Source organism: Hungatella hominis, from assembly GCF_014288005.1.
In the GTDB taxonomy this organism is placed as follows: domain Bacteria; phylum Bacillota; class Clostridia; order Lachnospirales; family Lachnospiraceae; genus Hungatella; species Hungatella effluvii.
This window is the reverse complement of sequence record NZ_JACOPB010000018.1, coordinates 46,655-60,019: the sequence shown is the minus strand read 5'-3', so window position 1 is coordinate 60,019 and position 13,365 is coordinate 46,655. Positions and strand designations below refer to the sequence as shown.

The following is a 13,365-nucleotide window of genomic DNA, read 5'->3' as shown; positions in this document are numbered from 1 at the left end:
TCCCAGCCATACCAGATCATACATCCATCAAAGAAACAGAAGGGAGATCTTCAATGTCAAAGCTTGATTTACACATCCATTCAGCCGCCAGTGACGACGGAGAATACACACCACAGGAAATCGTTGCAATGTCCAGGGCACAGGGCATGGAGTTAATCGCCATAACGGATCACAACTCGGTACGCAGCGTCGCCGCGGCCCAGTCAGAAGCCCTTTCGGCCTGTGCCGCCTCCGGCCTTCGCGTCATCTCCGGAGTCGAGCTGGACTGCACCCATAAAGGCAGGAATTTCCACCTGCTTGGATACTGCTTCGACCATACGCGAAAGGAGTTCGCGCAGATTGAACAGGATATTCTGGAGCAGGAGAAAATGGCGGCCAGAGAGAAAATCCGATTATTTCAGAGCGCCACAGGAATCCCGGTCGATGAGGCTGAGGTCCTGGCAGCCTCCAGCGACGGCGTCGTTCCAGGCGAATTGATCGCGGATATTCTCCTCGCCAAAAAAGAGGCCCCGCAATATGAAATACTCCGCCCATATCTTCCGGGCGGAGCAAAAAGCGACATGCCAAATGTGCGGTTTTATTGGGATTTCTTCTCAGAAGGTAAGGCCGCCTATGTACCGGTCCACTACATCTCCCTTGCCGACGCCGTGTCTCTGATCCACGATGCCGGAGGAATCAGCGTCCTGGCCCACCCCGGTCAGAATCTCGACCGCGGCGAAACCGAGCTGCTGGAGAGTCTGCTCTTTCGCGAAATTGACGGAATCGAGGCATTTTCCTCCTATCACGATGAGGAGACAGCGGCCTATTACGTGGATGTTGCTGAGAAAAACCGTCTTCTTATCACCTGCGGCAGTGACTTTCACGGCAGACACAAGCCTGCAATCCGTCTCGGCGGCCACGGCGCCTTCTGGGATGACGGCCGGATTATGAGAGGTCTCGCAGCCCTTCCAGGAAGGACACCAGAACCGTAAAAACACCGTCTCCGTATTCGCAGACCAGACTGCCGCCGTACTTTTCCACCACGCGCTCCGCGCTCTTAAGTCCCAGCCCATGGCCGGTTCCCTCCCGTTTCGTCGTCACCAGGCGGTTGTCCTTGACGGAGGGCCTGCCGGTCATGGAGTTGGACAGTTCGATGAATATCATGTCTCCCGCCTTTCGCATTTTAACGGTAATCCAACGATCTCCCTTCTCGACCCGGTCTGCTGCCTCCACGGCGTTGTCCAGAAGATTGGAAAACAGGCTGCACGTCTCCCGGTCTTCCATATCTCCCAGCGTTAGCGCATCCGCCTGAATGGTAAAGCGGATTTTTTTCTTTGCCGCGCTGTTTCTGGCATTGTTCAACAGCACATCCAGCACCGGATTGCCTGTCCACACCATCATCTCCAGCTGGCGCAGAGGCTCTCCCATTCGCTCCAGATACGTTTCCGCCTCTGTCATTTTCCCCTCTCCGATCATGGAAGAAAGCACAAGCAAATGATTTTTCATGTCATGTGACAGTTCTTCCTGCTCCTGCTGCTGCCGGACCATCAGATCGTACTCCCTGTCGATCATCTGCTCCTTCATTTCCAGGGCGAGCCGCTGCTTCTGCTCTCCCACGTATTTCGAGTAAAACAACAGAAGGAAATAGATGAGAAACAGCAAGATAATGCACATGCTCCACCCGAACAGTGCATGAAGGCTCGTCTCCTGAATCGTGAGCCAAGACAGAAATCCGACGCCGCACAGCCCCAGCCCCGAGGTCAGGAACATCATCCGGGGATTATAGGCCAGTTCCCGGCGAAATGCTTTCCTCGCCAGAAAATACGCTCCGGTCAGCAGCAGCTTGTCCGCAGCCTGATACACCAGACGCCACTGCGACAGCTGTGCGATGACCATCTGTGCGAACTGCTGGTTCTTCAAAAATACCCCCATCACCGATATACAGAAGAAATCAATAATATAGACACACAGAATATAGAAGCTCACCAGGGAGACGGCATAAAACACATCCACGTGGAAAATGAGAACCGTCGTCATACAGATATAAAAGACAAACCACAGGGTAACCAGAAATGGATACACATGGAGAGAATCCGCAAGCTGCAGCGTCAGAAGCAGAACACCTGACAACAGGAAAAAGCTGAGTTTCCCCTTCGCTTTCTCAGGGAAAAACAGCTGGATAAAAAAATAGCAGATCAATGCCTCCAAAAAATAGGCCGCAAGTTCACAAAGCTGAAATATGGTATTCATAGATGCCTCCGGAAGAAACCGGTAATGGTCTCTCTCACTTCTTTTACATGGCTCTGGCTCACCGGCAGCACAGTCCCATCGTCCATAACCACGGATGTGCCTTCCATTTTTCTGACATGGTAAAGGTTAATCATGTAGCCTCTCTCAATCGTCAGGAACTCCTCTCTGCCAAGCTCCTCTTTTACCTGTCCCAGCGCCTTTCGGACCGGCACCTCCTCCCCAGGCAGAACCAGACAAGAGTATTTCTGTTTTTTATAGATATAGAGAATGTCGCTCATCGCCACCTTCATGATCTGGCGCGGTGTTTCCACCACGTAACACTCCTTCACCTTCCAGGAAAGCAGCCGGATCCCATCCGAAACCGCCATGGATAAGCAGCTTTCCACCTCCACCTTCGGTATATAGCGGAAGATGGAGAGCTCAAAGGACTTGACCGCGTACTTTGTATGGGAGGTTATAAAGGAGACAAGCGCCTGGGGCAGCGAATCCTTTATTAAATCCGCCAGCTCCATGCCGGAGAAACCAGGCATCTCGATATCGAGGAAAAGCATATCGAAATACCGCTTCTCCCCGATGTCATAGGCCAGCATGCCGCTGTCGGTATAGAGAACCGTCTCCGACGAAACGGAAAGCGCGCGGCACTCTGCTTCAATGAGCGTCTTCACCCGCTCTGCAAACGCAGGCTCATCATCACAAACTGCTATCCGAATCATAGTGTCACCTCACTCTCCCAATGCCTGTTTAATAATTTCTCCCCCGATCTCTTTCACCCGGTCTGAGTTCTGATAGTCCTGATCTTCGTACAGGAATTCATGAAGCGCCGTCACATTGGATTCCAGCGTGTTGGGAATCAGACAGCTTCCCAGTTTTCCAAGCGTGGCTGCCTTGTACACGGTCGGAAAGCCTTCGGTTTTTACAATATGGTAATTTCCGGCGTTCTTTCCCAGTTCCAGAAAGTCGCCTGCGTCTATGCTGGTTGCAACCTGTGGCAGCACCGTCTCCAGAAGACGGTTGATCGTCGGAATATCCGCCTGCTTCAGCTTCTCCAATACGGCCTCGATCACCTTCTGCTGTCTCTCCGTCCGGTTCATGTCGGTGTCCATCAGACGCAGCCGGCTGTAGGCGACGGCCTGGACTCCATCGAGATGAGCCGGCCCCGGGCCCGTTAAATGTACCGAAGGGATTCCCGTACTATCCACGGTTTCTGTGATAAAGGCATTGATATACGCATACTCCGCCTTTGTGATATCCATATCGATTCCCCCCAGCAGGTTGACCGCGTCGGCAGCCGCCTTCCAGGAAAAGGAAACGTAATCCCCGATTTTCAAATCCAGGTTTTCATTTAATGCCGTGACAGCCTGCTCCGGCCCGCCTTCCGAATAACTGGAGTTTATCTTCCGGCACTTTCCTTCCTTCACATTGCTCATCAGCAGCGTATCGCGGTAAACGGATACCAGCCGGATTTCTCCATTGGCGCGGTTAAGCGTGAGAAGCATCTGCGTGTCCGCGCTGGTTCCTTTTCCAATGTTGCCGTTGCGGCTGTCCACGCCAAAAATAGCCACTGTCCAGTAATCGTCCATCTGCTTCTCCGTCGCTTCATTCAGATAATCATTGCTGATCGCCTTGATGTCCGCATCCGGGATTTTCTGTGTGGATGTCGCCAGCTTCGTCACATAAAGCAGCGCGGAGCAGGCAAAAAATAACAACAGCGCCAGAATACATGCCGCCGCCTTCTTCCATACGGGTTTCTTCGTTCCTTCTTCTTTCTTTTCTCTGAGTTCATACATAAACTGCCATTCCTTTCCGGGTCATTTGATGGTTTTATTATAGTCTTTTCCGGCCCGGGCCGTATGATCTGACCGCGAATGACCATTTTTTTGCCGTAATTTATGCAGACAGCGAAAAACCTCAGGACCAGCCCGAGGTTTTCTATGTAATCGCGCAGACACCAGTGCGGCTGCTCACCTATTCCTTTACTGTCCCGTCTGTAAATACGATCTGTGTCACCTTATACTCTGATTTTAAGTCTTCATACGCTGTCGTATACAGCTTCATATGCTCGTTGATAAACTCATTGATTTCAAAGCTCAGATCATCGTTGACCACAGTCTCCCCCGCCGGTATGGTATGTCCGGTAAAATCACATCCGGCTGTTAAAATCTCTTTGCCGAACAGATCCATGATCTTTAATTTTCCCTCGATTCCCTGTATATCTTTGTCCGTATTGTTTGTAATCTCAAACTTCAAATTGCTGTAGCTGTTAAATATCCATTTGGAGGAGTCTTTCTCCACATCCTCTTTCCCAATCAGTCTGACGACGACATCTCCATCCTGGATTTCCGCTTCCTTAGCCATCTCATCGATCGTCGCCTGCAGCGCCGCGGCTTTCTTCCCGGCCTCTTCCTTCTGCTCCTTCGCCGATGCCAGTTCGGAAGAAAGGCTTTCCTTCTCGCCTTCGAGACTCTCCATTACCGCTGACAGGCTCTCCACCTGCGACTTCAGCTCCTGGTTCTGAGCCTCCAGTTCCCCCGTGCCGGAGCACCCGGAAAGCAGCCCCGCAGCCAGAAGACCAACGATTCCATATCTCAATACCAAACGCCTTGCCACTCTTCTCCTCATCCTCTTTATCCCCCGTTTTCCGGCATCGCTGCCTCATTTGTTATACTGTTTCTTCTAAACTATTATACTCGATTAAATGGTATTACACAACCGCCAACACAGTCCCCGGAATCCCGGTCCAATCGCTGAAAAGGTATGCCATGGGCCTTCATCCTTCGGTATTTCCATGGTTTCAGGCAGCTTTTCCGTTATTTTGCTTCCTGTAAGCAAATATATTTTCCACTATTTACCATACATTTAACTTGTTACGGTAACATTTTTCGAACTCTCTCTGATTTTATACCTGTTCCTGATCTTGAATATCATACGGATATGTTTCAAGTTTAAAACGGTATTAAAAGAAAACCTCAGATCAGCGCCTCTGAGGTTTTCACTTTTATTCAGAACCTAAATTTATTTAATATTCAACAATCGGAATCTCTCGTATTCTACTGTTAATCACGCACAATAAAACTTGTCGCACCCATTCTGGCAACAGGAAGGAGGGGGCTTACATAATGGATATATTCACTTTTATTCTCTCTATCGCAGCAAGTATTGTTGCTTACTTTATTTGCAAATGGCCAGATAGGAGATAACAGCGACAATTAACCCAAATGAAAACCCCAGGACTTGCACTCCCGGGGTTTTCTCTTGATGCCTACATAAAAGATTTGCTCTCTTTTTGCTTAGTGAAAATATATCACATATTCAAAACAGTTTCAACTATTATTTGTTGTTTAACGCCGCCTGAGCCGCAGCCAGTCTTGCGATCGGCACACGGAATGGAGAACAGGATACGTAGTTTAAGCCTACCTTGTGGCAGAACTCGATGGAGGACGGATCGCCGCCATGCTCGCCGCAGATACCAAGCTTGATGTCAGGTCTTGTCTTTCTGCCCTTTTCAGCAGCCATAGCAACAAGCTGTCCAACACCGGTCTGGTCAAGTCTTGCGAATGGATCAGACTCGTAGATCTTAGCCTTGTAGTAAGAATCTAAGAACTTGCCAGCGTCATCACGGGAGAATCCGAATGTCATCTGTGTTAAGTCGTTTGTACCGAATGAGAAGAATTCTGCTTCTTCCGCAACAGCGTCTGCTGTTAATGCAGCTCTCGGGATCTCGATCATGGTACCGATGTGGTACTGGATGTCAGAGCCTTTTTCTGCCTTAACTGCTTCTGCAGTCTCAACTACGATATCTTTTACAAACTTTAATTCCTTCTTCTCGCCTACGAGCGGGATCATGATCTCAGGAATGATGTCGTATCCTTCTTCTGCCTTTACTTCGATTGCAGCTTCCATAACGGCTCTTGTCTGCATCTTGGCAATCTCAGGATAAGTAACTGCCAGACGGCAGCCTCTGTGGCCCATCATTGGGTTGAATTCATGTAAGCCATCGCATTTTTCTTTAATTGCTTCTACAGTAATTCCCATATCAGCAGCTAAAGCTTCGATGTCCTCTTCCTTTGTCGGAAGGAACTCATGTAACGGCGGATCTAAGTAACGAACTGTCATTGGTCTGCCTTCCAGAGCCTTGTACATCGCCTTGAAGTCACCCTTCTGGAACGGAATCAGTTCATTTAATGCTTCTTCTCTTGCTTCAACCGTATCGGAAAGGATCATCTTTCTGATCTTCGGGATTCTGTCTTCTTCGAAGAACATATGCTCGGTACGGCAGAGGCCGATACCTTCTGCGCCTAACTTCACTGCGTTTAATGTATCCGCAGGAGTATCCGCGTTTGTTCTTACATGGAGTGTTCTGAACTCATCAGCCCATCCCATGATTCTGCCGAAGTCACCGCTTACGGTAGCTTCTACTGTAGCGATATCGCCAAGGTAGATCTTACCTGTGGAACCGTCTAAGGAGATGTAATCGCCTTCTTTGATGGTATGTCCGCCAAGTTCGAAGTACTTAGCTGCTTCATCAATCTTGATCTCGCCGCAGCCGGATACACAAGCGGTACCCATACCACGTGCAACTACTGCTGCGTGAGAGGTCATGCCGCCGCGAACGGTTAAGATACCTTCTGCTGCGTGCATTCCTTCGATGTCCTCAGGAGAGGTCTCAAGACGAACGAGAATCACTCTCTCGCCTGCCTCATGATGAGCCTTTGCATCCTCAGCTGTGAAGTAAACCTTACCAGCTGCAGCACCAGGAGATGCCGGAAGAGCGGAACCGATTACTTCGCCTGCCTTTAATGCAGCGGTATCGAATGTCGGATGCAGTAACTGATCGAGGGATTTTGCTTCGATTCTTAAAACTGCTTCCTGTGGTGTAATCTTTCCTTCGTCTACTAAATCACAGGCAATCTTGATGGCTGCCGGAGCAGTTCTCTTGCCGTTACGTGTCTGTAAGAAGTATAATTTGCCTTCCTGGATCGTGAATTCCATATCCTGCATATCGCGGTAATGGTCTTCCAGCTTATGAGCGATTGCCATGAATTCTTTGTAGCATTCCGGTAAATCCTGCTCCAGCTTTGTGATCGGCTGTGGTGTACGGATACCTGCAACAACGTCCTCGCCCTGAGCATTGATTAAATACTCGCCGTAGATGCCGTTCTCACCAGTAGATGGGTTACGTGTAAATGCAACGCCTGTACCGGAGGTATTGCCCATGTTACCGAATACCATGGCCTGTACGTTGACAGCGGTGCCCCAGTCGCCAGGAATATCGTTCATACGTCTGTAAACGATCGCACGAGGGTTGTCCCAGGAACGGAAAACAGCCTTAACAGCTTCCATTAACTGAACCTTCGGATCCTGCGGGAACTCTTCGCCCATTTTCTCTTTGTAAATGGATTTGTATTTTGCGATAACTTCCTTTAAATCATCGGCAGTTAAGTCTGTATCGTACTTAGCGCCCTTAGCTTCCTTTACTTCATCAAGGATGCCTTCGAAGAAAGTCTTGCTCATCTCCATAACAACGTCGGAGAACATCTGGATAAATCTTCTGTAAGAATCGTATGCAAATCTTGGGTTGCCTGTCTTCTTGGCAAAGCCTTCCACTGCAACGTCGTTAAGTCCCAGGTTTAAGATTGTATCCATCATACCAGGCATGGATGCTCTTGCACCGGAACGTACAGATACTAATAACGGATCTTCGGTATCACCGAATTTTTTACCCTGAATTTCCTCTAATGTCTTCAGAGCGTCAAAAATCTGTCCCTGAATCTCATCAGTAATCTTCTTGCCGCTGGTATAATAGTCTGTACAAGCTTCTGTCGTTACAGTAAAGCCCTGTGGAATCGGAAGACCTAAATTAGTCATCTCCGCTAAGTTAGCTCCCTTACCGCCTAACAGGTTCTTCATGTCGGCACTGCCTTCTTTGAACAAATAAACCCATTTTGTTGCCATAAGTATTTCCTCCTCAAATAAAGTTATCGGTTCGCTTTCGCGCCATAATAAAAAAACGCGCAAAAGACCTGTCAATATTATATCATAATTCAATTTCTAGTAAAGAGGTTTTCTTGATTTACCGGCAAAAATTCGCTCTTTTTTCAGTACAATTTTATGAAAGTGCTTTCAAATTCTGTCATTTTCTGATATGCGATTTTCGTTCGCATATACGATTTTCCATTATCTGACAGGTTCTGCTTATTATCAGATATCCCATTTCTTCCTCTTATATTATCTCACATTTTGTCCGTGACACGAAAACGCACCTTTTCAGGGCGGAAGTGTCCGGAGGCGCGGTGAAAGACCTGGCGGAAAAGCAGTTCCTTTATAATATACAGCGTTTTCGCAAGGTATTCCTTTTTCGGCGTTTCCCGGAAAAAGTCGTCCTCCATTCCGTCACGGCTGGAATTATCCAGAGTCCCCTCGTATAAGAAATACGGCTCCAGCAGTTCGGAAAACAGCTTTGGCGTATAACGGTAATAAGGCTGGTGGAGTTTGATTCCCGCCGCCTCCAGAACCTTCGCGACAAACTCGCCGCAGTGAAACGCCTTATAGAGCGGATGACCTCCGAAGACCGGGATCAGAAGCATATGGATTAAGTTGTACATGATCTCGGGATCATTTTTCACGTCTTCCATATATCGGATGGCGTTCCGGTATCCCTCCCTGGTGACCGGTACCCGGAAAATCTTCGTGTAAATGGGCACATCCTCCCCCAGCGTATAATAGATTCTCTTCTCCTCAATATATCCGGAGATGGGAGGCGTCTTGGCCCGAAGCCTGGAAAATGCATAAAAATGGGTGTACGTATCGTCCAGCGACACCGCCGCATGGGTGTACCGGTAGCCCGTCGCCCGCTGTGTCAGGCGGCCGAAGCCGGAGGGGAGGTAGAGCAGAAGTATATAAATGTATTCCATTGTAGTTCCTTTCTTGCCTTTTTCCCTATTCTACCATATAATTTGATCAGAGGACAGCGCAATTGAAAGGAGGAATGGTATGATTCTGCTGGTAAAACCGGAGGCCGCAGACAGCGGCTTCAGCCTGGATATGGCCCTTAAGACGGAGCCGCTGGAACTGGAGTATATAAAAGCCATGCTGAAGGAATATGATGTGGAAAGCATGATCTATGAAGCCTCCTTCGACAGGCGCAGTTTTGATGAGATTTTTAACGAATACACCCCCGTCGCGGTGGCCGTCACCGGCTATATCACGCAGGAAAAATTAATGCTCTCCTACGCCCGGCGTGCGAAGGCGCTTCTCCCCGGCTGCGTCACCATCATCGGCGGCTCCCATGCCCAGCTGAACCCGGAGCGTTTCTTCGATCCCGCCGTGTCCTACATATGCCGTTCCGACAATATTTATGCGATTGCGGAGGCACTGAGGGCGGAGGGGCTTATTCCGCCGGAAAATGGTTTTTGTCCGCCGGAGCTGTCTGTGATTGACGGACTTTGTTATCCGGAAAATGGGGGCTGGCACAAAAATCCCATGAAACCGTTTGATTTAAATAAACTCCCAATCCCCGACCGAAGCACCTTTTCCACCTATCAGGACCACTACCGCTACTTAGACGTCTCCCCTGTAGCCCTTTTAAAGACCTCATCTTCCTGTCCCTACCACTGTGCCTTCTGCTATGGCCGGGAGCTCAACTGCGGCACCTACTGCCAGCGGGACTTGGAAAAGATCATCGAGGAGCTGGAGACCATCCCCTGCAGCAATATCCAGATCACAGATGACGACTTCCTGTTCGATGTCCCAAGGCTGAAAGAATTTATGCGGCTGCTCCGGGAGCGGAATATCAGAAAGACCTTTATCTGCTACGGACGCTCGGATTTTATCGCCGTTCATGAGGACTTAATCCGGGAACTGGCGGAGGCCGGCTTCCGTTACATCATGGTCGGCCTGGAGGCGGTTTCCGACAGCTTTCTGGACTCCTATCAGAAGCATTCCTCCCAGTCTCTCAACATTAAGACCATCCGGATGCTTCAAAAATACAGCATTCATCTGGTGGGGCTCTTCATCATCGACAGCCGTTTCAAGAAAGAGGATTTCCGGAAAATGCGGCGTTTTATCCACGCACACCGGATCACCTATACGGGAGTCTCCATTTTCACGCCCATACCGGGCACGGCGCTGTTTAACGAATACCGGGACAGACTGACCACGGATAACTGTGAAAAATGGGACTTCATGCATCTGGTGGTCAAACCGGAATGCATGAGCCGCTTCCATTTTTATTTTGAATACTATCTTCTCGTTATGGATTTGTTCCGAATTGCGCAGAAAGCCGGAATATACAGCTTTCTGCGATTAGAAGACTATAAGAATATTTTTCTGAAGCTGCTCTTTACAGACAGCTTTAAGCCCTGGACACGCCGGTAGACGGCAGTTTTTTATTCTGGCCTGCCAGCAGAAACCGGCAGATGATCAGCGTTACAAATTCCGTCACAGGCATGACGGACCAGATTCCGGTAACGCCGAAAGCGACCGGCAGAAGGAACACGAGAATTCCATTTATCACCATCCCTCTCATCATACAGATGAACAGGGAGTATCCCGGCTTCATCACGGACTGGAAATAGGTGCCGTAAAGGATATTAAAGCCCATGGCGAAGAATGACAGGAAATAGATCCGCACGGCCGGGACCGACATGGCCAGGATCTCCGCCGTCGGCTTCACGAAGGCCGCGGTCACCAGGGCCGGCAGAAGAAGGCCGATTCCCGTAAACAGAATGCCCGATATGGTCACCGCCATCTCTCCCATATGGCGCGTCTCTTTTAATCTGGACTTTCTTCCCGCACCGTAATTGGTAGCGAGTATCGGCTGTACGGCCTGGGAGATGCCGTTGCTGATGGACGCCACGATCAGCGCGCTGTTGGAGATAATTCCGTATACGACCACACCCAAATCGCCCACGTAGACAAGGAGCTGGCGGTTGAATAAGAATGTCACTACGCCATTGCACATCTCCAGCAGGAAGCTGGCAAATCCGTTGACCACGACCTCCCACGCCTTCTTCCACTCGGGGCGGGCCACCACCTTCAGCGTGTTGTCCGGCGAGGAAAGATGGGTCAGCAGGATTCCAACCGTCAGGAGGGAACCGATCACCGAGGCGATCGCTGCCCCGGCCATCCCCATTTTCATTGGAAATATAAATATATAATCCAGTACCACATTGGTCACACCGCCGGACACAACCGCCGCCATGGATACCTTTGGCGCCCTGTCGTTCCTGACAAATGCCTGTAAAAAGGCCGAGAACAGGAAGACCGGAGCGCCTGTAACCAGAACGCGGCCGTACTCGTCGACATAATTTCCCATAGTATCATTTCTGCCCAGAAATTCCGTCACAGGCTTAAAAAGCAGGTGCCCGCCTGCAATGTAGAAGACCGCAAAGGCCACGGCCAGCCAGAGAGCCACCGTAAAATACTCCTTTGCCGCCTGCTCGTCCCGGCGTCCCTTCGAGATCGAGAGGAGGACGCCTCCTCCGACGCCGAAGAGCATGCCCGTTCCAAAGAACAGGCTGAATAAGGGAAGCAGCAGGTTCAAGGCCGCGATTCCCACAGGCCCCACGCCCCGGCCGATCATCAGCGTATCGGCCAAAATATAAATAGAAGTAACCAGCGTAGCACTGATGGACGGCATCAGATACTTGATAAACAGCTTTTGTACCGGTTCTTCCAAGAGATTTAGTTTCTGCACAATATTCCTCCTTCTGTTGAAATCCTTTATCAGTTTACCATTTTTTCTTTAAATAACAAGCTGCTTTATAATAATTCTGTAAAATTGCCCTACTTTACATTGTTTCTGATACCAAAATATGGTAAAGTAGAATTAGCTCTAATAACAATCTTTCAAACGATAGGAGGAATTACGTATTATGAAAAAGAGAGCATTAGCAGTAACACTGGCGGTCATGATGGCTGCATCCTTAAGTGCATGCGGTTCTTCGAATTCCGGTTCGGGCAGCACGACAGCCGCTCCCGCCGAGACCACAACTGCCGCAGAAGCCAAAGCGGCAGAGGCCGAGACGACAGCCGGTACCGCAGTGAAATCGGAAACTTCCGATGGTTATGAACTGGCTCTTGTTACCGACCTCGGTACTATCGACGACAAATCCTTCAACCAGGGCGCATGGGAAGGCATGAAGAAATACGCGGAAGAGAATGGTATTTCCTACAAGTACTACCAGCCTCAGGAAGGAACGACGGACTCTTATTTAGAGACCATCGGTCTGGCAATTGAAGGCGGTGCAAAACTGGTCGTATGCCCTGGATTCTTATTTGAAGAGCCTGTTTATCTGGCACAGGACCAGTACAAGGACGTACATTTCATTCTTCTGGATGGCGAGCCTCACAGCGGCGACTACTCGGAATACAGAACCGAGGCCAATGTAATGCCGATTCTGTTCCAGGAAGATGAGCCTGGTTTCCTCGCAGGGTATGCGGCAGTAAAAGACGGCTATACCAAGCTGGGATTCTTAGGCGGTATGGCAGTTCCGGCCGTAATCCGTTACGGCTACGGCTTTGCAGAAGGCGCTGACTACGCGGCCAAGGAGATGGGCGTGGACGGCATCGAGATTATGTACAACTACACAGGCGCATTTGCCGCGACACCGGAAGCGCAGTCCATGGCTGCATCCTGGTATCAGAACGGTACGGAAGTCATCTTCGGATGCGGCGGCGCAGTTGGAAACTCCGTTATGGCGGCGGCAGAAGAAAAGAGCGCCAAGGTAATCGGCGTGGACGTTGACCAGAGTTACGAATCCGACACCGTGGTCACCTCCGCTATGAAACAGCTTTCCGTATCTGTTTACGACGGCGTAAGAGATTTCTATGCAGGCAGTTTCCCGGGCGGCAAGACCAGTATCTTCTCCGCGAAGAATGACGGCATCGGCCTTCCGATGGAGACCTCCAAGTTTACGACATTCACACAGGCAGATTACGACGTTGTCTATGCTCAGTTAAAGGATGGCAAGATTACTCTCGTACAGCCGTCTGAAGACAACAACGATCCCACCAAGGATTTAAAGCTTGAAAAGACAACTATCAACTTCGTAGAATAATCGAATCTACATAAGAAAGGAGATGTCGTTTGATTCCCCAGTCACAACTGAAGACGGGTATCTTACGGCATCTCCTTTT

General features: G+C 49.7%; 10 protein-coding genes. 3 read left to right on the top strand and 7 right to left on the bottom strand.

Features of this window, described 5'->3' with window-relative positions:
• Positions 1-53 precede the first annotated feature (53 nt).
• Entirely contained in the window at positions 54-971 is a 918-nt protein-coding gene (locus tag H8S75_RS26150) for a PHP domain-containing protein (RefSeq protein WP_187024038.1), read from the top strand.
• On the opposite strand, the gene H8S75_RS26145 is transcribed toward H8S75_RS26150, so the two are convergent.
• The 6 genes from H8S75_RS26145 to H8S75_RS26120 all read right to left on the bottom strand — a co-directional run bounded on the left by H8S75_RS26145 (position 925) and on the right by H8S75_RS26120 (position 9,140).
• Positions 925-2,229 (bottom strand): sensor histidine kinase, encoded by a 1,305-nt coding sequence (locus H8S75_RS26145; protein WP_187024037.1) that lies wholly within the window; start codon positions 2,227-2,229, stop codon positions 925-927. The two genes, H8S75_RS26150 and H8S75_RS26145, sit on opposite strands and share 47 nt — an antisense overlap.
• On the bottom strand, positions 2,226-2,942 hold the full coding sequence (locus H8S75_RS26140; RefSeq protein WP_187024036.1) for a LytR/AlgR family response regulator transcription factor: 717 nt from the start codon (positions 2,940-2,942) through the stop codon (positions 2,226-2,228). The genes H8S75_RS26145 and H8S75_RS26140 overlap by 4 nt, the downstream gene beginning before the upstream one ends.
• 9 nt (positions 2,943-2,951) lie before the next feature.
• Positions 2,952-4,016, bottom strand: a complete 1,065-nt coding sequence (locus H8S75_RS26135; RefSeq protein ID WP_187024035.1) for an LCP family protein — start codon at positions 4,014-4,016, stop codon at positions 2,952-2,954.
• Between the two features lie 178 nt (positions 4,017-4,194).
• On the bottom strand, positions 4,195-4,848 hold the full coding sequence (locus H8S75_RS26130; RefSeq protein ID WP_243270468.1) for a hypothetical protein: 654 nt from the start codon (positions 4,846-4,848) through the stop codon (positions 4,195-4,197).
• Positions 4,849-5,556: 708 nt separating this feature from the next.
• A complete protein-coding gene (gene ppdK, locus H8S75_RS26125) occupies positions 5,557-8,181 on the bottom strand; it encodes a pyruvate, phosphate dikinase (RefSeq protein ID WP_187024034.1) in 2,625 nt (874 codons plus the stop codon).
• A 278-nt stretch (positions 8,182-8,459) separates the two neighbouring features.
• Entirely contained in the window at positions 8,460-9,140 is a 681-nt protein-coding gene (locus tag H8S75_RS26120; protein ID WP_187024033.1) for a hypothetical protein, read from the bottom strand.
• 79 nt (positions 9,141-9,219) lie between these two features.
• On the opposite strand from H8S75_RS26120, the gene H8S75_RS26115 reads away from it, so the two are divergent.
• Positions 9,220-10,602, top strand: a complete 1,383-nt coding sequence (locus tag H8S75_RS26115; protein ID WP_187024032.1) for a B12-binding domain-containing radical SAM protein — start codon at positions 9,220-9,222, stop codon at positions 10,600-10,602.
• Here H8S75_RS26115 and H8S75_RS26110 read toward each other — a convergent pair.
• Positions 10,580-11,923 (bottom strand): MATE family efflux transporter, encoded by a 1,344-nt coding sequence (locus H8S75_RS26110; RefSeq protein ID WP_187024031.1) that lies wholly within the window; start codon positions 11,921-11,923, stop codon positions 10,580-10,582. The two genes, H8S75_RS26115 and H8S75_RS26110, sit on opposite strands and share 23 nt — an antisense overlap.
• Before the next feature lie 178 nt (positions 11,924-12,101).
• Between H8S75_RS26110 and H8S75_RS26105 the strand changes: the two genes are divergently transcribed.
• Positions 12,102-13,286: a BMP family lipoprotein gene (locus H8S75_RS26105; RefSeq protein ID WP_187024030.1), complete on the top strand. Its 1,185-nt coding sequence runs from the start codon at positions 12,102-12,104 to the stop codon at positions 13,284-13,286.
• The last annotated feature ends 79 nt before the right edge of the window (positions 13,287-13,365 follow it).